Below are 22,103 nucleotides of genomic sequence, written 5' to 3'. Positions count from 1 at the left end.
GATGGTGGCTAACTGAGATGAACCAATCGACACCCGATGTAAAAACTTTTCAGGGCCTGATTCTGGCCCTTCAACAATACTGGGCGGATCAGGGCTGTGTAGTCCTGCAGCCACTGGATATGGAAGTGGGCGCAGGTACTTTCCACACCGCCACCTTCCTGCGTTCCATTGGCCCTGAGACCTGGAATGCCGCTTATGTGCAGCCTTCCCGTCGACCGACCGACGGTCGTTACGGTGAAAACCCGAACCGCCTGCAACACTACTACCAGTTCCAGGTCGTAATGAAGCCTTCCCCGTCGAACCTGCAGGAGCTGTACCTGGGCTCTCTGCACGCCATGGGTATCGATACTCTGGAGCATGACGTCCGCTTTGTAGAAGACAACTGGGAATCCCCAACGCTGGGTGCCTGGGGTTTGGGTTGGGAAGTATGGCTGAACGGTATGGAAGTGACTCAGTTCACCTACTTCCAGCAAGCCGGTGGTATTGAATGCTACCCAGTAACTGGTGAGATCACTTACGGCCTGGAGCGTATCGCCATGTACATCCAGGGTGTAGACAGTGTGTACGATCTGGTTTGGACTATTGGTCCTGATGGTAAACCGGTCACCTACCGTGATGTATTCCACCAGAACGAGGTGGAGCAATCGACCTATAACTTTGAACACGCTGACGTCCCTATGCTGTTCAAAAACTTCGACCATCACGAGTCGGAGTGTCAGAAGTTACTGGCTCTGGAAACCCCACTGCCACTGCCTGCCTATGAGCAGGTACTGAAAGCATCCCACACCTTTAACCTGCTGGATGCCCGCCATGCTATCTCGGTGACCGAACGTCAGCGCTATATTCTGCGCGTTCGTACCATGGCCCGAGATGTGGCACACGCTTACTTTAACGCCCGTATGGCTCTGGGCTTCCCGCTGGCAGAAGACTCCATCCGGGAAGAAGTCATGGCTCAGTTCAAAGAGGAAGAGGCATAAGATGTCTGAAGTACGTGATTTTTTAGTTGAACTGGGTACCGAAGAGCTGCCACCCACCGCACTGAAGCGCCTGTCTGATGCCTTTGCTGAAGGTATTCGCGCCGGTCTGGAAAAAGCGGATGTACCTTTTGGCGAAGTCAAAGCCCTGGCCTCTCCTCGTCGTTTGGCAGTACAGGTAAAAGACCTGGCCGTTGCTCAACCGGATCGTGAAGTACAACGCCGAGGTCCGGCATTGCAAGCGGCACTGGATGCCGACGGTAAGCCAACCAAAGCCGCTGAAGGTTTTGCCCGCTCTTGTGGTATCGCCTTCGATGAGCTGGAAAAGATGGAAACCCCTAAGGGTACCTGGCTGGTATTTAACAGTGTACAGAAGGGTACTCAAACCGCTGAGCTGCTGCCGGAACTGGTAAACAAGTCCATCAGTCAGCTGCCTGTGCCTAAGCGTATGCGTTGGGGTGCGAGCCGTATCGAATTCTCCCGCCCGGTACAGTGGCTGGTGATGCTGTTTGGCAACGAAGTGGTTGAAGCAGAAGTGCTGGGACTGAAGTCCGGCCGTACCACTATGGGTCACCGTTTCCACCACAACGAAGCGATCGAACTGGCCTCCAGTGCCGATTACGTCTCTGCGCTGGAAAGTGCCTACGTACTGGTGGATATGGAACAGCGTCGCGAAACCATTCGTGCCCAGGTTGAAGCAGAAGCAGAGAAACTGGGTGCTATCGCAGAGATCGACGAAGACCTGCTGGACGAAGTAAACGGTCTGGTTGAGTGGCCTGTGGCTCTGACCGGTTCCTTTGAGGAGCGCTTCCTGGAAGTACCGTCTGCGTGTCTGATCTCGTCCATGAAAGAGCACCAGAAGTATTTCCACCTGGTGGACAAAGACGGCAACCTGAAGCCGAACTTTATCACCATCTGCAACATTATCAGTAAAGACCCAAGCCAGGTGATTTACGGTAATGAAAAAGTGATTCGTCCACGTCTGGCCGATGCGGCATTCTTTTTTGAAACCGATAAGAAGAAGCCTTTGGCGGATCGTATCGAAGCACTGAAAACCGTCACCTTCCAGAAACAGCTGGGCAGCATCTACGACAAATCACAACGTGTCAGTCAGATCGCTCAGTTTATTGCCGACCAGATTGGTGGCGATAAAACTAAAGCGGCTCGCGCAGCGGATCTGTCCAAATGTGATCTGGTCTCCGAAATGGTACTGGAGTTCACCGATCTGCAAGGCATTATGGGAGCACACTACGCCCAGAATGATGGCGAAGACAGCGAAGTAGCTCAGTCTCTGAACGAGCAGTATATGCCTCGTTTCGCCGGTGATGAACTGCCGCAAACTCAAACCGGTATGGCGCTGGCGATTGCTGATCGTCTGGATACCCTGGTGGGTATCTTCGGTATTGGCCAACGTCCCACTGGTGATAAAGACCCGTTTGCCCTGCGTCGTGCCACCATCGGTATCCTGAGCATTCTGGTACACAAACAGCTGGATGTGGACCTGAAAGATCTGATCGAACTGAGCATCGCACAGCACGGTGATCTGCCTAAAGCGGAAGGCCTGGCTGATGATGTCCTGAACTATATGCTGGATCGTTTCCGTGCCTGGTACCAGGCGGAAGGTATCGCAGCAGAAGTTTTCCTGTCGGTACGTGCCCGTCCGGTTAGCAACGCTTATGACTTTGATCGCCGTGTTCAGGCAGTAGCCAACTTCAGCAAGCTGGCTGAAGCAGAAGCACTGGCCGCAGCGAACAAACGTGTCAGCAATATCCTGGCGAAGCAGAACTACCAGGGTGATGCTCAGGTTGATAGCGCACTGCTGTCTGAAGAGGCTGAGAAGGTACTGGCAGAACAGGTTGCGGCGAAGCAAGCTGAACTGGCACCTCTGTTTGCAGCAGCAGGCTACCAAGCAGCACTGAACAGCCTGGCAAGCCTGCGTGAAGCGGTGGATAACTTCTTCGATCACGTCATGGTAATGGCCGATGATGAAGCGGTTAAAAACAACCGTCTGTCTCTGCTAGCCTCGCTGAGCAACCTCTTTATGGAAGTGGCGGATATCGCCCAACTGCAGCAGTAATCCTCGATTACAGACTGTCACCATAAAGTCTCAGCAAGGCTACAATTAGTACTTGCTGTATGCATAAAAGAGCCGTATTTTTACGGCTCTTTTTTTATACCTGAACCCAATACTTATCACCCCCAACAACTCCTTAGCAGCCCAATGAATAAACTGGTCATTTTAGATCGTGATGGCGTTATCAACCTGGACTCCGATGCCTTTGTAAAAAACGCCGATGAGTGGATTCCTATCACCAACAGCATCACCGCCATTGCCCGCCTGTATAAAGCGGGTTATCAGATCGCGGTCGCAACCAACCAATCCGGCTTAGGTCGCGGCTATTTCAGCCAGCAAGATCTGGATGATATGCACAATAAAATGGTGCAACTGGTTGAAGCTGAAGGCGGTCGCTTTGCCACCATCAAACACTGCCCTCACCGTCCTGATGCCGGTTGTGACTGCCGTAAGCCACTACCTGGACTCATTGATCAGATCAAACAGGAACTCCAGTTAGAAGACCTGTCCGGCGCTTATATGGTCGGTGATAGCTTGCGTGATCTACAGGCTGGTGAAGCCCGGGGTTGTAAAGCCGTACTGGTCCGAACCGGTAAGGGTGAGAAAACCCTGGCAGCCAATGAAGGGCTGGAAAATGCGATGATCGTTTCTGAGCTGGCCGAGTTTGTCGATTGGTTACTAGAGCAGGATAAACAAGGCTAACCTTGCCCAAAACTTATACCACTCTCGATAAGTTTCTTGATATCGAGTAGGTTGGATAAGCGAAGCGCCATCCGACACTGACTCCGATACCCGATAATTGTCGGAAGGCGCCTTGCGGCTTTTCCGACCTACAACAACTTATCTGGATCGGTATTAGTCTCTTTTCCTCCCTCTTGGATCCTGCTCGATGTAGAATTTATAGGCTCAAACCAGCTCTCAGAAAGAAGCCGCATTCAAAGAGTAGAAACAAAAAAGCAGCCTCGATGGGCTGCTTTTTTATGGCTCGCTTGAGCTGTTTAGCGCTTTTTTAGTCACCAATGCAGTGGCAACTACACATCCAGATTTTCTACCGTCAGCGCATTGGTCTCGATAAAGTCACGGCGTGGCCCTACTTCATCACCCATCAGGGTGGTAAAGATCTGATCAGCCGCTACCGCATCCTCAATCGTCACGCGTAACATACGACGGGTTTCAGGATCCATGGTGGTTTCCCACAGCTGCTCAGGGTTCATCTCACCCAGACCTTTATAGCGCTGAAGGCTAAAACCACGGCGGGCTTCACCCAGTAACCATTCTAGTGCATCAGCAAAACGTGTTACTTCTTTCTTACGCTCACCGCGCTGTACATAAGCCCCCTCCTGCAACAGGCCATCCAGCTCTTTAGTCAGCGTACTGATTTTGCTGTAGTCCTGTGACTTAAAGAAGTCCAAACCAAAACGGTATTCCGTTGGTACTCCGTGCGCAGTAATGATCACCTCTGGCAGATAAACACTGCGCTCCTGGTCATGGAACACGTTCCACTCAAAGGTCATGGATGGGTGACGGCCGCCACTATCTTCCAGTGTGTTCCTCGCGGTATCAATCCAAGCCTGTACCTGGGCCTGATCATTCAAAGCCGCTTCATCCAGAACTGGCAAATCCAGAATCAGATCCATCACGGGTTGAGGATAAGCGCGATACAGTCGGGTGATACGGCGTATCACATCCTGGAAGTCTGACACCAGTTTCTGCAGGCTTTCACCAGAGATTCCCGGAGCACCTTCATTGACATACAATGCCGCATTATCCAGTGCTGTTTGTGTCAGGTATTTCTCCAGCGCCAGCTCATCTTTGATGTACTGCTCTTGCTTACCACGCTTGATTTTATACAGTGGTGGCTGAGCGATGAAGATATGACCACGCTCGATCAGCTCTGGCATCTGACGGAAGAAGAAGGTCAGCAGCAGGGTACGGATGTGTGAACCATCCACGTCCGCATCGGTCATGATGATGATGGAGTGGTAGCGCAGTTTATCCGGGTTAAACTCCTCACGCCCGATACCACAACCCATTGCTGTGATCAGGGTGCCCACTTCTGCAGAAGACAGCATCTTGTCAAAGCGGGCTTTTTCTACGTTCAGGATCTTACCTTTCAGCGGCAGGATCGCCTGAGTTTTACGATCCCGACCTTGCTTGGCGGAACCACCCGCCGAGTCACCCTCCACCAGGTACAGTTCAGACAGCGCTGGATCTTTCTCCTGACAATCCGCCAGTTTGCCCGGCAGACCGGCAATATCCAGTGCACCTTTACGGCGTGTCATCTCTCGGGCTTTACGCGCCGCTTCACGGGCACGAGCCGCTTCCAGCATTTTGTTAACGATGGACTTGGCTTCGTTTGGGTTTTCCTGCAGGTAGTCGGACAGCAGACGGCCCATCTCCTGCTCAACGGCAGTCTTCACTTCAGAAGAAACCAGTTTATCTTTGGTCTGGGAGGAGAACTTAGGGTCTGGTACTTTTACGGAAACAATCGCGGTCAAACCTTCACGGGCATCATCACCGGAGGTGTTCACCTTATCCTTTTTGATTTTAGGATCTTGTTCCATATAGCTGTTTAGCGTACGAGTCAGAGCCGCACGAAAACCGGCCAAGTGAGTACCGCCATCACGCTGAGGAATATTATTGGTAAAACAGTAGATATTTTCCTGATAGGAGTCATTCCACTGCAGCGCCACTTCAACGCCCACACCGTCTTCACGTTCGGATGAGAAATGGAACACGCTGTTCAGTGCCGTTTTATTCTGATTCAGGTACTCCACAAAAGCGCTCAGACCGCCTTCATATTTGAAGTTATCGCTCTTACCGGTGCGCTCATCAATCAAGATAATGCTGACGCCAGAGTTCAGAAAGGACAGTTCACGCAGACGCTTGGCCAGAATATCGTAGTGGAATTCGATATTAGAAAAGGTCTCGGCAGATGGGTGGAAACGGGTTTCAGTACCTGTTTTGGTTGTCTCACCGATCACCCTCAGCGGCTCTTGAGGCACACCATGAATATAAACCTGCTCGTGCACCTTACCAGAACGCCATACGGTCAGAGTAAGCTTTTCAGACAGGGCGTTTACGACCGATACCCCTACCCCATGCAGGCCACCCGATACCTTATAGGTATTATCGTCAAATTTACCACCGGCGTGCAGTACGGTCATGATCACCTCTGCTGCCGATACGCCTTCCTCTTCGTGCATATCAACCGGGATACCACGACCATCATCGGATACCGTGATAGATTCATCAGGATGGATGATCACTTTGATATCGGAACAGTAACCGGCCAAGGCTTCGTCAATGGAGTTATCCACCAGCTCAAACACCATATGGTGCAGGCCCGTACCGTCATCCGTGTCACCGATATACATCCCCGGACGCTTACGAACCGCATCCAGACCTTTTAACACCTTAATACTGGATGAATCGTATGATTGTTCACTCATATCCTGTTCCTGTCATCACAACCCGTGGGCTTAATTATTGTTGCTGGATATCACCATGTTTCACGTGAAACATCGTAAGCTCCGTTTCTGCCGACCAATTGCTGGCCAAGGCATCTGGCTCCACACTGGTAATAAAAACCTGGCACTGCATCTGTTCCAGCACCCGGCATAAAGACTGGCGGTGCTCACTGTCTAACTCAGCCGGTAGATCATCTACCAGGTAAACACACTGCTTGCCAGTTAACCTCTGCAGCAGTCTGCCCTGAGCCAGTAACAGCGCGCATACCACAAGTTTCTGCTGACCGCGGGACAATACATCCACCGCCATCAGTTTATTCACTCTGATTCTCAGGTCCGCCCTGTGGGGCCCCGATTGGGTAAATCCCTGAGCCAAATCTTTGACCCGACTATCCTGTAACAGCCTCAGGCAATCGGTCTGCCGATCCCAACCCCGATAGTAACTGAGTGATATTGGCAGGGTGAATTTCAACTCTGCCAGCATATACTCAAACTCAGGTATCAGCTGGGAGACATAATCAGCACGATAGTAATCGATCTCCTCTGCGTAACGTGCGAGGGCCTGATCCCAGATATCCAGCTGTTGACAAGCAGATATTTTACCATATTTCAGCAACTTATTGCGTTGTTTCAAGGCCTTTTGCGCTGCCTGCCACGCAGGGAAGAATCGATGTTCCACGTGAAACACGCCCCAATCCATAAACTGGCGGCGTACCTTGGGGGAGCCTTCCAACAGCTGAAAAGAGTCGGAGTTGATCACCTGTACAGGTAATAACTCAGCTAACTGTGCCGCCGACCGGGCCTGCTGACCTGAGATACGAATCTGCTGCTCGCTATCCCGATTGCGAGAGATCCCTATGGGTACAATGGGTTGGAACTGAGCCAGTGGATTAAAGACTTCCGCAAACAGGGTATAAGCATTTTGCTCAAACTGAATAATGGTTGGGGTACGACTGGCCCGAAAGGAGCGCCCTGAAGACAGTACAGAGATCGCTTCGAGTAAGGAAGTTTTACCCGCACCGTTATCACCAATTAATAGATTCACTCCAGGCCCAGGTTCAAGGCTGACTCCAGTCAGATTACGGAAACGACTTACGTCGAGGCGGCGAATGGTCATAACGGTTAAATTGTTTCCCCGGGACTAAAACGCAAAACACCCGGCCAACCTTTGACATGCAGCGATGACTATTGAGTAACTAGTCGGCATGCAAAGGTTAAACCGGGTGTTCTATATATTAATGCTCAAACAGTAATCAGAGACGCATCGGCATAACGACGTACAGGGAATCATCCTCCCCTTCTGTACTGTGCTCCTGCACCAGAGCACTGCTGTTGGCATCGGATGCGGTTACCTGAATCAGTTCATTATTCAGTACATCCAACACATCTAACAGATAAGTGACGTTGAAGCCCACTTCCAAAGAATCGCCGCTGTAGTTCACCGCGATATTTTCTTCCGCTTCTTCCTGCTCTGGGTTATTGGCGGTTACCTGCAGATTGCCATCACTCAGAATCAAACGTACACCACGGTATTTTTCATTCGACAAAATTGATGCACGGTGGAGGACTTCACGTAACTCCTGACGATCCGCCACAATAATCTTATTACCGTTGCGTGGAATCACACGCTCGTAATCCGGGAACTTACCATCCACCAGTTTGGAGGTGAAAATATAATCACCGGTTTTGATACGGATATGATTGCTGCCCAGCACCACTTGAACGGGTGTGTCACTGTCATCAAACAGACGTGCCAGACCCTGAATACCCTTGTGCGGCACGATAGCACGGATATTACTGTTCGCACCATGATCCAATGCCAGGGCACAAGTTGCCAGGCGGTGGCCATCCGTTGCAACGCTACGCAACATACCGGGACTGAGTTCCAGCAGCATACCGTTCAGGTAGTAGCGTACATCCTGTTGCGCCATGGCAAAGGCGGTACGCTCAATCAAACGTTTAAACTGACCTTGGGTCAACTCAAAGCTCAGATCCTGTTGGCTCTCTTCCACTTTCGGGAATTCAGCGGCAGGCAGAGTCGCCAGTGAGAAACGACTGCGGCCAGCACGGATACTGACTTTATGATCCTGTATAGTGAAATCAATCTGACTTTGATCCGGCAATGACTTACAGATATCAAACAGCTTTTTCGCCGGAACCGTAATGGAACCCTGCTGTTCAACCTGAGCGGGCTCCAGCGACAACTGGCTAACGATCTCCACTTCCAGATCGGTACCGGTTAATGACAGTCCCTGTTGATCCGCCACTACCAAAACATTCGACAGAACCGGCAGAGTTTGACGACGTTCAACCACACCGTTTAGCAATTGCAAAGGACGCAGCAAGGCTTCCCGAGAGATAGAAAATTTCATTGGTAGTTGTTTCCATTAAAGCGTTTATATCGGGCTTCAGGCTTTAATTGCCTCAGAAATAAATATAACCCTTTGATATAAAAGTATATTTTAATTAATCAGCTGGTTAATGCGCGCAGCAGATTTTTATAATCTTCACGGATTTCCGCATTCTCTTCCTGCAGCTCTTTTACCTTACGGCAGGCATGTAAGACTGTCGTGTGATCCCGGCCACCAAAAGCATCGCCAATTTCCGGCAAGCTATGGTTGGTTAATTCCTTCGCTAACGCCATGGCTACCTGACGTGGCCGGGCAACAGAACGGCTGCGGCGCTTGGATAACAGATCCGGCACCTTGATGCTGTAATACTCAGCAACGGTGCGCTGGATATTATCTATGCCCACTTGTTTGTCCTGCACCGCAAACAGATCACGCAGGGACTCACGAATAAAATCAGTAGTAATTGGTTGACCACGGAAATGAGAATCCGCAATCACTTTTTTCAGCGCCCCTTCCAGTTCCCGCACATTGGAACGGATCTTCTGGGCAATAAAGAATGCTGCATCATCAGGCAGTGCCACACGGGCCTGATCTGCTTTCTTCTTCAAAATCGCCACACGGGTTTCCAGCTCCGGTGGATCAATGGCCACCGTCAGGCCCCAGCCAAAGCGTGATTTCAGGCGCTCTTCCATCCCGCTGATCTCTTTTGGATAACGGTCACTGGTCAGGATCATCTGCTGCCCACCCTCTAATAAAGCATTAAAGGTATGGAAGAACTCTTCCTGAGAACGCTCTTTACCGGCAAAAAACTGAATATCATCGATCAGCAGTGCATCCACACTGCGATACAGACGTTTAAAGTCATTGATGGCATTCAGTTGCAGCGCTTTCACCATATCGGCAACAAAACGCTCGGAGTGCAGATACATCACCTTAGCGTTTGGGTTCTGCTGGACCAGGAAGTTACCCACCGCATGCATCAGGTGAGTTTTACCCAGACCCACACCACCATAAAGGAACAGAGGGTTATAAGCACCACCGGGGTTTTCCGATACCTGGCGCGAGGCAGCACGGGCTAATTGGTTCGATTTACCCTCAACAAAGGTTTCAAAGGTAAAGTTGGGATTCAGTGAACTCTGATGTTTCAGCGCCCCATCCACCTGCACCATACGCTCAGGCTTACCGCTGTGTTTGGATGAGGTAATCACCGCAGGTGCTTCAATAATAGCAGGCTGAGAACTATCCGATTCTGCAAAACCTGTCATTGGTTGCTGCATTGCTTGAGCCGAATGGCTGCGTGATGGCTCCCCCCCAAATCCATGCTCTTCTGCAGCAGGTTCAGAAATAAAGTCTGGTCGGGGCGGTGTTGTACGCACAATGACATTTGGGGGCATTTGAGCAGGACGAGACATCACCTGAGGGTTGGATACGGTTCTTTTGCTACCGATCTCCAGAATCAACTGTGGCGGTTGTCCATTGCTTAGCTCGGTTAACAGTTCAGAGATACGTGCAACATATTTATCGGACACCCACTGCAGCACAAAACGGTTTGGAGCCAGTAGCTTCAGGCTCTGTCCTTCCACCTCAGCCTGTAATGGCCGGATCCAGGTATTGAATTGCTGCGAAGGCAGCTCATCCTGCAAAAAACCCAAGCATTTTTGCCAAAGTGTTAGTGACACGGCGTATCCCCGAAAAAAATCAAAGACGTATTTTATCGATTAGTGGCGGGGTTATCCACATCCACAGTGGTTTTCTTAGCAAGAAAGATGATTATTTGCCTGTGGATAACACCATCTCCTTCCCCTGAAGAGCACGGGGAGTAAATTAAGGGATAAATTGGCATGTGGACAAGTACCTTTTTTATCCACAGCTGCCTACCAGGTGAAATACAGTATACCCGCAAAAAAGCGCTGCACTTATACAGTACTAAAGCTCAGTAATACCAAGGGGTAGAGTCAGTTATCCACTGAAATAGTCGTCACTAAATAACATAACATCAATTATCTCTTTTCTATTTATATATATCCTATTATTTTTATTCTTCTGTTTGGATAACTCATTGGAGGGACTATGTGGATTTTGATCACGGCGGTGGTGATAACTTTGGTTGCTCTCTTTCTGATTAAGAAAAAGTGACAGGGTGCGAAAGGTCTGATCTCTGTTCAAACGATCTGCTTATGCAAACCCACACTGAATCAGTGAATCGGGTTGGAAAACAGCAATATTTGGAATGTTTAACGCTTGTTTAATATCTGTCGTCACTGTGCTAAACAATATGTTTACAGCCTGATTCCAATTCAAATCAGGGATCTGGCCTGTGTATAACTGGCCACTCTTATGATTCAATTCCGGGTAAGCTCTGATGGCTGGATTTACCCACAGCCCTCGATGATAAACGACATACCGTCTGCATAAATCTGACAACCGCAAATCCAGACAAACGTGAATGTGTTTCATCCACAGCCTGCTTATGAGCGACAAAAAATACAAAAAACTTATTCACAGGAGGTTTTTTTGTAAGAAGGGTTTGAAGTCTGGCGCGTAATTCACTAGAATTCCCGCCCTGATCGAAGACTAGGCGCACTTTCTGCGCCAATTCTGTAAGTGAAAGTGTGGGAAAACAGTCATGAAAAGAACTTTTCAACCAAGCGTTCTGAAACGCAAGCGTACTCACGGCTTCCGTGCACGTATGGCTACTAAGAACGGTCGCAAAGTAATTCAGCGTCGCCGTGCTCGTGGTCGTGTTCGTCTGAGTGCCTAATTTCTGGTTAACATTCGCTGAATGACCAGTTATGGCTTTCCCCGGCAGGTTAGGTTACTGACCGCTGGGGATTACCGCTCCGTTTTTGATGACGTCCAGACCAAGGTCTTCGGCCGTCGTTTTCTGCTTCTTGCCCGCCCTAATTCTCTGCATCACCCTCGATTGGGTCAGATCCTGGCGAAAAAAAATCTTCGTCGAGCTGTGGATCGGAATCGTATCCGCCGTCTTACCCGTGAATCTTTCAGACTGAATCAACATAAATTGCCTGATATGGATGTAGTGCTGTTGACTCAAAAAGGCTTAAGCGAGCTCAGCTCTGAAGAATACGCTGAACAATTGGCTCTGGCCTGGAAGCGTTTAGAGAAGTTAAGTCGCAAAAAAGCAGACCAAAAACAGTCTAAACCGCGGTCATCTCAGTCTAAATAAGAAGTCTAACGCGATACCTTTTTCTTCTCCTAATGCATTCTTTATGTTCATTTTGCTGGCTACAGGAATATGGACTGAATATATAAGCGATAAAAAAGGGTATTTATCGGTTATTTAGCCAAGGTACGGGTTGCCACAAGACCTGCCTACGCTCAAAATAGCCGTTCTTTTTTAACACGAATCCGGTAAGAGCATACCCATGGACGTGAAACGTTTATTTTTGATCGTCTCACTGGCACTGGTCTCCTATCTGATGGTGGTTCAGTGGAATCAGGACTACGGTCCACAAACGCAAGCTGCGCCTGTCGCGCAGAATGTGTTGCCTTCCTCTGCACCAACAGCAGGCACCAGCAGTGATGATATTCCTCAAAGCAACAGCGCCAAAGTTGATCCAACCGATAACACGGTAGTCAGCAAAAGCCTGATCGAAGTAAAAACCGACGTACTGGATCTGCGTATTGATCCGAAAGGCGGTGATATCGTTTACGCTGCGTTACTACAGCACACGTTCCGCGTGGATACTCCAGAAGTCCCTTTTGTCCTGTTAGAGCAGAACAAAAACCGTACTTACGTGGCGCAGAGTGGTCTGGCCGGTGCCAATGGTCCTGATGCTTCTAAAGACGGTCGTCCTTTGTACCGTGTTGAGAAGAACCTGTACCAACTGGCAGACGGCAGCAGCGAGCTGAATGTGGATCTGGTGTACACCCAGGACAACGGCGTTGGCATCACCAAGCGTTTCACCTTCACTCGTGACAGCTACAACGTTAAAGTCAGTTACCTGATTAATAACGCCAGTGCTGATGTTTGGCAGGGTTACTTCTTTGCTCAGCTGAAGCGTGATAACACGCCTGATCCTTCTCAAGGCGAAGGTATGGGTATGCAGTCTTATCTGGGCACTGCAGTATCCAGTACTGAAGAACCTTACGAGAAGATCACTTTTGATGATATTCAAGAGAAGAACTTCCGTCGTGAGACTGTCGGTGGTTGGGCTGCGATGATTCAGCACTACTTTGTCAGTGCCTGGATTCCAAACCAGAACGAAAAGCAGATCTACAGCACCCGTACTAACTCCCGTAATCAGAACATTGTTGGCTTCACCAGCCCTGAGACTCTGGTTCAACCGGGAACTCAGGCTGAGATCAGCGCTAACCTGTTTGTGGGTCCTAAGATCCAGGAACGCATGGAAGCAGCAGCACCTAACCTGGAGCTGACAGTCGACTTCGGTTGGCTGTGGTTTATCGCACAACCACTGTTCTGGATGCTGAATGTGCTGCATGGCTTCCTGGGTAACTGGGGTTGGTCGATCATTATCCTGACAGTGATGGTTAAAGCGGCCTTCTTCCACCTGTCGGCTTCTGCGTACCGCTCCATGGCGAATATGCGCCGTATCGGTCCTGAGCTACAGCGCCTGAAAGAGAAACATGGCGATGATCGCCAGAAGATGTCTCAGGCGATGATGGAGATGTACAAGAAAGAGAAGATCAATCCAATCGGTGGCTGTCTGCCGATTCTGGTACAGATGCCGGTGTTTATCGCCCTGTACTGGATGCTGATGGAAAGTGTGGAACTGCGCCACGCGCCATTTATGCTGTGGATCACCGATCTGTCGGTGAAAGATCCTTACTTTGTACTGCCGATCATCATGGGTGCTTCCATGTTTATCCAGCAGCTGCTGAACCCAACGCCTCCAGATCCAATGCAGGCGAAACTGATGAAGGCACTGCCAGTGGTATTCACTGTGTTCTTCCTGTGGTTCCCGGCGGGTCTGGTACTGTACTGGGTAGTGAACAACATTCTGTCCATTGCACAGCAGTACGTGATCACCAAGCAGATCGAAAACGGCGGTGGAAATTCAGGCAAAAAAGCCTGACTTCACTGACTGTTAACAGAAAGCCCCTTCGGGGGCTTTTTGCGTTTTTATAGAAGACAAGCGTTTTGCAAGTGAGCAGACTCAGCCACTTGCCTGATAACTTATCCACACCCTGTTTGTTTTAGATATTTGTGAGAGGACGATGCCATGGCCACTGCCGATCTGGATACCATAGCCGCACAAGCCACCCCGCCCGGTCGAGGTGGTGTGGGGATTGTTCGTGTCTCTGGGCCTCAGGCCGCTGCTGTGGCACAGGAATTGTTAGGTCTGGTACCTCAGCCCCGCTACGCTCACTACGGCCCGTTTTACGATCAGGGTAGCCAGGCTTGTGGTGCGGTACTGGATGAAGGTATCGCGCTTTACTTTCCCGGTCCGAACTCCTTTACCGGTGAAGATGTACTGGAGCTGCAGGGCCACGGTGGCCCCGTCATCATTGACCTGCTACTGAAACGGGTTTTGGAGTGCGGTGTGCGTCTGGCCCGTCCCGGTGAGTTTTCCGAGCGTGCCTTTCTGAATGACAAGATGGATCTGGCGCAGGCGGAGGCCATCGCCGATCTGATCGACAGTGTCTCCGAGCAAGCGGCCCGTAATGCCATCCGTTCCCTACAGGGCGAATTCTCCAGTAAGGTTCATGGCCTTGTGGATAAGTTAACCCACCTCAGAATCTACGTAGAAGCCGCTATCGACTTCCCTGAGGAAGAGATCGACTTCCTGGCCGACGGTAAGGTGATGGGCGATCTGGAAGCGATTCAGCGCGAACTGAGCCTGGTACGTGACAGCGCCAGCCAAGGTGCTCTGATGCAGGAAGGCATGACTGTAGTAATTGCCGGTCGGCCTAATGCGGGTAAATCCAGCCTGCTTAATGCTCTATCTGGGCGTGATAGTGCCATTGTGACCGATATCGCCGGTACCACCCGTGATGTACTGCGTGAGCATATCCATATTGACGGTATGCCGCTGCATATTGTTGATACCGCAGGCCTGCGCGAAACCCCGGATCAGGTGGAACAGATCGGTGTTCAACGTGCCTGGGATGAGATCAACAAGGCGGACAAGATTCTACTGATGGTCGATAGCACCAGCACGGAATCTAACGAGCCTCACGATATCTGGCCGGACTTTGTTGATCAGTTACCCAAAGGCACCCGTATCAGCGTGATCCGCAATAAGATTGATCAGAGCGGCGAAAACGCCGGAATTGACTTATCCACAAACACTCCGGTGATTCGTCTTTGCGCTAAATCCGGTGATGGTGTGGATAACTTAAAACAGCACCTGAAAGAGGTGATGGGTTACACCGGCACCACCGAAGGCGGTTTCAGTGCCCGCCGCCGTCATATCGATGCGCTAAACCAAGCGGAAGAATTCCTGAATAACGGTCACTATCAGCTAACGACGATGGGGGCTGGTGAGCTACTGGCGGAAGACCTGCGTATGGCGCAACAGGCCCTGGGCGAGATTACCGGCCAGATAAGTGCCGATGATCTGCTGGGTAAGATCTTTGGTTCTTTCTGTATTGGTAAGTAAAACCAGTACTGTATAAAAATATAGATAAAAGCCTTCTCTTTAGCTGGAGAGAAGGCTCTATGTCGGAGCTTATTCTTGATCGATAGCTCTTAGGAAAGTCGTTCAATTTTTACCGCAGACTCCTCCCCTAGGTGAAAATAAATCTGTCCTTCACCTGTGTTGTCATCTGAAAATTTAAAAAAACCTCGGCCACTACATTCATCCATTTCATCACAACCAGCCCACGTGAAATCTAATCTTTTTTGTCTACTGGAATAGCGAACATCCAATTGCCCCTCGACATAGCCAAAAGCAAATTCACCTTGGTTATTAGCGGTAAACTCAAAATAGCCTGGTTGTTCGCAATCGATGTAGTCCTGATCCCAGACCTCCATCCAAGTAATACGCCAGCGACCGATAAACTTATGCATTTTAGAGCTCCGATTATTGTCGTTACAGCAGAGCAGAGCTTCAGTCACTAATGTGATGGCTACTGCTAGCAAGGCGTTTGGTTGAGCAAATAAAAAGTCTCAACTAGCTCCATTTAATAAATAGAGCTATTCAATCCAATCATCCAGATGATAGCGACGCAGTAATAGCTTCAACTTGCCCTCTTCTCTCAGCTGCTGCAAGCGACGATCAAACAACTGAGCGAGCTTCGGTGATAGACCAAGTTTTGGTGAAAAGCCCAGATAGATGGGCATAGACTTTCCTTTTGAGCCTGCCGACTTAAACTGCCCTGCAAGCCCTAGGGTTGCCGCCATATAAAAACCGACATTGGCATCTTCGATATAGGCATCAATACGCTTACGGGCCAGCATCCTAAGATTACGCTCAACCGCCTGATCACCCACCAGAGACTGACCCCTGTGTTGATTGGCCGGATCTTTCAGATAACGATTGAGCTCATCACCATAGTCGTAACTGGCTACAGAACCTAAATGGATCTGCTTCAGAGAGTGAACCCCTTGATACTGCCAGTGACTAGAGCGGTGAACCATAAAGATATCGTTTACGATACCGATAGATTGCTTCGGTAAAATCAGTCCCCTGCCATTTTGTTGGCTGACACCAATGGCTGCTGTGAAATTCCCTTCTCTGACCTCATTGACTGCCCGTGACCACGGCAGTATCTGATACTGCACCTGATAGCCCTCAGGCTCAAAAATCATCCGCGCCAGGTCAATTACATAACCAGGCTGTATGGCGTCGTAAGCACAGTTATAGGGGCAATAGGGATCAGCTACCAGAGTAAGTACCACTGACTTATCAGCAGCCTGTGAGCTTGCAGTAAAGAGGCTAAGCCAAGTGATTAGCAGTATGTAAGGCAGACGAAGCCGTTTCGATACAGGCATCTCCAAACCATAAAAAACTTAGGGTGATGCTAGCAGTATAAGTGCTATCGGGGATGCTGCCTGTATCTCTGGGTGGGTAGTTAAATTATGGCTATTTAAACCACAGCCAGTGTCACAGTCGCTTTAGCAATCAGGTTCCACTTTTCTTCTGCACTATCCTCTTCTGGTAAAGCAAACAGCATAGACTCAGCGATAATCAGGGTATTACCGGGTTTAAGTACCGCTGATTTACACACCAGATATTTGCCTGCGCCGGGTCTGAGCAGGTTGATCTTAAATTCGGCAGTAAGCACCTTTTTGCCTTCGGCGATCAGGGTGGCTCCGGCAGTGCCTGCGGTGTGGTCACAGATGGTGGCTTGTACACCGGCATGAACAAAGCCGTCCTGCTGTTGCAGGTCTTCCCGGACTTTTAGTTTGGTGTAGCACAAACCCGGTTCGATCTTGTCGGCTTGCAGGCCTAGGAACTGGATAAAGGGAGCTGCAGTCAGTACTCGCTCGACTTCCTGCTGATAGTTAGGGTTTTTGGGTGAAAATTCGGCAAAAGGCTGCATATTTGACTCACTTTGTTGTTTTTGTTGTTCAAAGCGATAATACGGGGTTTGGGCTGGTTTGGCTGTTATTGAACGTGAACGTCGGGTTCTGTCTGTATGTTATGCACAAAGAGCCAGATTCAGTTAATCGCTGCGATAAGCTTTGATCAACAAATTCCTGGGCGTGAGATTTTTCTGACAGAACTCAGTAAGTTCCACGTGAAACCCCGCTTCTTGCAGTCTCAGCATACGATCCAGTACCAGCCAGAGTTCCAGTGGACGACGGAACAGGTGTTGAACCAGTTCCATACGACGGATTTGCTGTACTCGCTGTTGGCCCTTCTCCAGATAACTATCCAGATTGAGTTTATCCACACCTGCTTTCACATCTACATCCATATCCACACTTATACACTGATCTAACTTCCGATTGCTGATCGCCCAGTCAATAAAGTCTTTAAACTCGCCAGTTAGCAGGTGCTTGGGAATGGTGGGCAGTGGCATATAGTCGTTGCTGTTAAGCTGCTGTTTTTGCAGTTGATCAAAGGCCATTCGCCACAGCAGTTCGGTATCACGCAGATTACCGATACGCTGACCGCCGGTCACGGTTTCCTGCAGGGGAATTTTCAAATCCTGCTTGCTGAGTTGGATCTGGGACTGTCGTGCTTGTTGGGACAGCGGCTTATAGCTGTCTGCGCGGATCAGATGATAGCAGCAAGGGGCGATCAACAGGCTTCTGGCTTGTCTTTGACTGGCATGATGAATGAGCTGGCAGTGGAGATCGCCACAGGCATGCAGCGCAACAGCGTGGGTATTGGTCTGAATTAACTCGCCAGCTTGTTGATCAAAAGCATCACCATGAACAAAGCTTTGCTGTAGTTGCCACTTATGAGCTTCCTGCTCACCTTGCCGACAGAGCTTCTGTTGCCACTCCAGACTGGTGATTTGATAGTGATCTTGTGAAGCTGTCTCTTCTGGATTTTCTTGTTGTTGGTAGGCGATCAGTCGTCCCAGATGACCTTTACCGGCACACCATTCCAGAATATGGCGAGTGTTTTCTGGTTCACACTTACAGTCACTGTCGCTGCAATTATTAACTGATTGATCTGAGGTTGTTACTTGTTGTGACTGTTTCTGCTCTTGAGCTAACCAAGGCTGTAGATGACGGACAAAATAGCGCATCTGTTGCCATTTTCGACCGGGGATACCCTGTGCAAAACGTTTGAGTTGTGCTGATTCTGCTGGTAATTCATCTTGAGCGGAGAAAGAATTTTGTCTTGTTGTTGTGGATAAGTTAAACACAGGCTGCTGTTTCTGAACTAACTGATCCTGCTCAGTTTCTATTTGCCTTGTGGTTAAGTTATCAACAGAGTTAACCCCTTGTTCAGTGAGTGAAATCAGAGCTTCGGCCTGTGGAATCCAGGGGGTGAGCCAGCGTGCTAAGTTATGCACATCCTGCTGTAACTCTTCTAACTGGTTTTGATCTAATTCCTGCAGTGCTTGCGCCAAAGAAAGGGAAGCTTTGGAGGTGCTGTAATTGCCCATGGGAAAGCAGTCCTGCCAGGGCATTTCGCTGTGGTGGAAAGGTTGGAACTGCCAGAAGTGGCGTAGTTCGGTGAGCTGTTGATCCAGTTGTTGAAAAGCGTCGGTGTACACAGCGATAACCTTTACCTTTTATCCTATTAGCTGATTTATCAATTGACCGCTATCCAATAGCTTATTTCTCTGCAACTGATCATTCCCTTGTCTCTACCATTACTCCCTTACTCTTAACCTTGCACACTTATCTCTTTCTTTAGCTCCTTTTTCAAACCTATTTTATTAGGCTGATGTTAGAAAGAGGGCGGCCAAACTGTGACAAAACGATATAAAAGAGCACGAGAAATGTCGGCTTCAACTAAGCTTAAAGCGAAATTTGGGCAAATTTAGGCGGATTTCAGCAGAAAGTCGAAACAAAATTGGATTTTGCTGGTGTTTACAGGCACAATGCGTGCCCCTTAAGGTGAGACTGCTGTTTTCTCCATTCTGATCACGTCGATGATCAGCCCGATTGCGCACAGCGCATCACCTGCCTATATGTGATGTTAAAGCTAGTCACAAGCTTGCTTTTAACTAAGCCGAGTGGAACCCGAGATTTTGATATTGAGCGTTTTTGATACCGCGACAGTATGCTTGGATGAGATGCCAGGGGTTCCGTTTTTTGTATTACGACTCAGGTAATCCTTGAATGTCATCAGAAGAGACTGTTGTACCCAGCTTTGACGAGTTGGGTCTTCCCGAAGCACTGGTTTCCAGTGTAAAAGAAATTGGTTATGAAACTCCTTCCCCAATTCAGGCGGCCAGTATTCCTGTGCTGTTGGAAGGTAAGAGTCTGCTAGGTCAGGCTCAAACGGGTACCGGTAAAACTGCATCGTTTGCTTTACCGTTGTTGGCCCGTATTGATATGAAGAAGAACAGCCCTCAGGTGCTGGTTCTGACACCGACACGTGAGCTGGCGATTCAGGTTGCTGAAGCGTTCCAGCGTTATGCCCGTGATATGAAAGGCTTCCACGTACTGCCGATTTATGGCGGTCACAGCATGACGCTGCAGCTGAAACAGTTGAAGCGTGGCCCGCAGGTTATCGTGGGTACGCCAGGTCGTGTCATGGATCACCTGCGTCGTAACTCTCTGGACACCCGCACTATGCAGGCGGTGGTTCTGGATGAAGCAGATGAAATGCTGAAGATGGGTTTCATCGATGACGTCGATTGGATCCTGGAGCAAGTGCCACAGCCGCGTCAGGTTGCACTCTTCTCTGCGACGATGCCGGAAGAGATCCGTAAGGTGGCCCGTCGTCACCTGGACGGTGCGCAAGAGATCCGTATTGCAGCTAAGACCTCTACTGTTGACACCATCAACCAGCGTTACTGGCAGGTAAGCGGTGTTCATAAGATGGACGCGCTAACCCGTATTATGGAAACGGAAGATTTTGATGCGGCGATTATTTTCGTTCGTACCAAAACGGCAACCGTTGAGCTGGCTGAGAAGTTGGAAGCCCGTGGTTACAGTGCATCTGCATTGAACGGTGATATGAACCAGGCACTGCGTGAGCGTGCGGTTAATCAGCTGAAACAACGTAAACTGGATATCGTAATTGCGACTGACGTTGCGGCACGAGGCCTGGATGTTGAGCGTATCACTCACGTAATCAACTACGATATTCCTTACGACACAGAAGCTTACGTACACCGCATTGGCCGTACGGGTCGTGCTGGTCGTATTGGTGATGCGATTCTGTTCGTAACCCCGCGTGAGCGTGGTATGTTGCGAGCAATTGAGCGTGCAACCCGTCAGCAGATTACCCGTATGGATCTGCCTACCCGTGAAATGGTAGCTGACCAGCGCGTTAAGCAGTTCAAGACCGGTGTGGTTGAGATGGTAGGCAATGTCGGTGCTGACATGGACTTCTTCCGCAACCTGGTTAAAGAGTTGGCAGAAGAGAATGAGATCTCTCTGGAAGATATCGCAGCGACACTGGCCTGGAAAGCACAGGTTAAGCGTCCTCTGATTCTGCCACCAGAAGAAGTACGCCCTCAGCGTGAACGTCGTGAACGCGATGATCGTCGTGGTGAGCGCGGCGGTGAACGTGGTGGTGAGCGTGGTGGTGAGCGTCGTCCGCGTCGCGAGCGTCCAGAAGGTGTGAACTTCGTACGTTACCGTATTGAGGTAGGCCGCAATGAAGGTCTGCAGCCGGGTGACGTAGTCGGTGCTATTGCTAATGAAGCGGGTATCGAAAGCCGCTATATCGGTAATATTCGTCTGTATGATCAGTTCAGTACTGTTGAGCTGCCGGAAGGTATGCCTGATGAAGTAATGAAGCATCTGCAGAAGACTCGCGTACGTCAGTCTGAGATGAATATCTCCGTGGATACTGGCCCAGAGCCGGAAGAGCGTCCACGCCGTCCCCGTGGTGATCGCCCTCGCGGTGCTCCCCGTGGTGATCGCCCTCGCGGTGCTCCACGTGGAGATCGTCCGCGCGGTGACCGCCCACGTGGCGAGCGCGGTGGTGATCGTCGTCCTCGTAACAATGACGGCCAGTCACGTCCAAGAAGAGAGAACCGTGGTAATCAGGGCGAGTAATCTTTTAGAGATTCAGCTTTGATCTGCTAAACGGCTCTGTTCTTAGAGCGTTTAAAGAAACCCGTATGGTTAGCCCTGCGGGTTTTTTTGTGTCTGAAATTTGTTATTCCCTGATAACTAGCCGAAATTTTTAGGCTTTTTCATCGATAGATTTCGTTATCTTTGATTATAAGTAGGTCGGAAAAGCCGTAGGCGCCTTCCGACAATCATCATGTATCAGGATACAAGCGTCGGATGGCGCTCCGCTTATCCAACCTTGTATCTCTCCGGAAATCAGGGTTAGCTACCTTGATGACCTGTAGAGTCCGGTGATGTTGGTTCCGACCTTAGTGTTTGACGCTGTAATGTAGATAAACGCCCAGACTCTCATTGTTCTCATACATTGAATGGTATCCAAGCACCTGTTTTCAGTGATGCTGCATATACAAGGTAAATGAGAGATGCATTATATAGGTATTGATATTAGTAAAGCTAAACTTGACTGCTGCTGGCTGCGTGATGTCGACAAAAGCAAGTTTAAAACCAAAGTTTTCAAGAATGTATCGACAGATTACAAAGCTCTGATAGCTTGGTTAAAAGGGCAAACAAAGTCAGAGGCATCAGAGATTCTAATCGTGATGGAAGCAACGGGTGTCTATCATGAAAACTTGGCTTATTACCTCTATG

At 49.6% G+C, this 22,103-nt stretch carries 17 protein-coding genes; 9 read left to right on the top strand and 8 right to left on the bottom strand.

Going from position 1 to position 22,103, the window contains the following annotated elements:
• Positions 1–17: 17 nt before the first annotated feature.
• The 3 genes from glyQ (at position 18) to gmhB (ending at position 3,750) form a co-directional block, all read left to right on the top strand.
• Entirely contained in the window at positions 18–977 is a 960-nt protein-coding gene (gene glyQ / locus H579_RS0105610) for a glycine--tRNA ligase subunit alpha (RefSeq protein ID WP_028299868.1), read from the top strand.
• Position 978: 1 nt separating this feature from the next.
• Entirely contained in the window at positions 979–3,051 is a 2,073-nt protein-coding gene (gene glyS / locus H579_RS0105605) for a glycine--tRNA ligase subunit beta (protein ID WP_028299867.1), read from the top strand.
• A 144-nt stretch (positions 3,052–3,195) separates the two neighbouring features.
• Complete coding sequence (gene gmhB / locus H579_RS0105600; protein ID WP_036565498.1) at positions 3,196–3,750, top strand: D-glycero-beta-D-manno-heptose 1,7-bisphosphate 7-phosphatase; 555 nt, start codon at positions 3,196–3,198, stop codon at positions 3,748–3,750.
• A gap of 329 nt (positions 3,751–4,079) precedes the next feature.
• On the opposite strand, the gene gyrB is transcribed toward gmhB, so the two are convergent.
• From gyrB to dnaA, 4 genes are all read right to left on the bottom strand, one after another.
• Positions 4,080–6,500 (bottom strand): DNA topoisomerase (ATP-hydrolyzing) subunit B, encoded by a 2,421-nt coding sequence (gyrB, locus tag H579_RS0105595; protein WP_028299865.1) that lies wholly within the window; start codon positions 6,498–6,500, stop codon positions 4,080–4,082.
• A gap of 34 nt (positions 6,501–6,534) precedes the next feature.
• Entirely contained in the window at positions 6,535–7,635 is a 1,101-nt protein-coding gene (recF, locus tag H579_RS0105590) for a DNA replication/repair protein RecF (protein WP_028299864.1), read from the bottom strand.
• A 136-nt stretch (positions 7,636–7,771) separates the two neighbouring features.
• A complete protein-coding gene (gene dnaN, locus H579_RS0105585; RefSeq protein WP_028299863.1) occupies positions 7,772–8,890 on the bottom strand; it encodes a DNA polymerase III subunit beta in 1,119 nt (372 codons plus the stop codon).
• A 98-nt stretch (positions 8,891–8,988) separates the two neighbouring features.
• Positions 8,989–10,548 (bottom strand): chromosomal replication initiator protein DnaA, encoded by a 1,560-nt coding sequence (gene dnaA / locus H579_RS0105580; RefSeq protein ID WP_028299862.1) that lies wholly within the window; start codon positions 10,546–10,548, stop codon positions 8,989–8,991.
• A 947-nt stretch (positions 10,549–11,495) separates the two neighbouring features.
• Between dnaA and rpmH the strand changes: the two genes are divergently transcribed.
• From rpmH to mnmE, 4 genes are all read left to right on the top strand, one after another.
• Positions 11,496–11,630, top strand: coding sequence for a 50S ribosomal protein L34 (gene rpmH / locus H579_RS0105575; RefSeq protein WP_028299861.1), 135 nt, complete (start codon positions 11,496–11,498; stop codon positions 11,628–11,630).
• 21 nt (positions 11,631–11,651) lie between these two features.
• Positions 11,652–12,056: a ribonuclease P protein component gene (gene rnpA / locus H579_RS0105570; protein ID WP_028299860.1), complete on the top strand. Its 405-nt coding sequence runs from the start codon at positions 11,652–11,654 to the stop codon at positions 12,054–12,056.
• Between the two features lie 199 nt (positions 12,057–12,255).
• Positions 12,256–13,926 carry a membrane protein insertase YidC gene (gene yidC, locus H579_RS0105565; RefSeq protein WP_028299859.1) on the top strand — a complete coding sequence of 557 codons (1,671 nt, stop codon included), beginning with the start codon at positions 12,256–12,258 and terminating at the stop codon, positions 13,924–13,926.
• A 147-nt stretch (positions 13,927–14,073) separates the two neighbouring features.
• On the top strand, positions 14,074–15,453 hold the full coding sequence (gene mnmE / locus H579_RS0105560) for a tRNA uridine-5-carboxymethylaminomethyl(34) synthesis GTPase MnmE (protein ID WP_028299858.1): 1,380 nt from the start codon (positions 14,074–14,076) through the stop codon (positions 15,451–15,453).
• 89 nt (positions 15,454–15,542) lie between these two features.
• Here the strand turns inward: mnmE and H579_RS0105555 are convergent, their stop codons facing one another.
• The 4 genes from H579_RS0105555 to H579_RS0105540 all read right to left on the bottom strand — a co-directional run bounded on the left by H579_RS0105555 (position 15,543) and on the right by H579_RS0105540 (position 18,973).
• Positions 15,543–15,863 (bottom strand): hypothetical protein, encoded by a 321-nt coding sequence (locus H579_RS0105555; protein WP_028299857.1) that lies wholly within the window; start codon positions 15,861–15,863, stop codon positions 15,543–15,545.
• Positions 15,864–15,989: 126 nt separating this feature from the next.
• Complete coding sequence (locus H579_RS0105550; RefSeq protein WP_028299856.1) at positions 15,990–16,787, bottom strand: substrate-binding periplasmic protein; 798 nt, start codon at positions 16,785–16,787, stop codon at positions 15,990–15,992.
• Between the two features lie 95 nt (positions 16,788–16,882).
• Positions 16,883–17,338, bottom strand: coding sequence for a PaaI family thioesterase (locus H579_RS0105545; RefSeq protein WP_028299855.1), 456 nt, complete (start codon positions 17,336–17,338; stop codon positions 16,883–16,885).
• A gap of 123 nt (positions 17,339–17,461) precedes the next feature.
• Complete coding sequence (locus H579_RS0105540; RefSeq protein ID WP_028299854.1) at positions 17,462–18,973, bottom strand: methyltransferase; 1,512 nt, start codon at positions 18,971–18,973, stop codon at positions 17,462–17,464.
• A 571-nt stretch (positions 18,974–19,544) separates the two neighbouring features.
• Between H579_RS0105540 and H579_RS0105535 the strand changes: the two genes are divergently transcribed.
• Together H579_RS0105535 and H579_RS24380 are read left to right on the top strand one after the other, a co-directional pair.
• Positions 19,545–21,437, top strand: coding sequence for a DEAD/DEAH box helicase (locus H579_RS0105535; RefSeq protein WP_028299853.1), 1,893 nt, complete (start codon positions 19,545–19,547; stop codon positions 21,435–21,437).
• Positions 21,438–21,877: 440 nt separating this feature from the next.
• On the top strand, positions 21,878–22,103 hold a 226-nt coding region (locus H579_RS24380; protein ID WP_036565496.1), incomplete at its 3' end, for an IS110 family transposase.

It is taken from the genome of Oceanospirillum beijerinckii DSM 7166 (assembly GCF_000422425.1).
GTDB classification, from domain to species: domain Bacteria; phylum Pseudomonadota; class Gammaproteobacteria; order Pseudomonadales; family Halomonadaceae; genus Oceanospirillum; species Oceanospirillum beijerinckii.
This window is presented reverse-complemented; position numbering and strand designations above follow the sequence as displayed.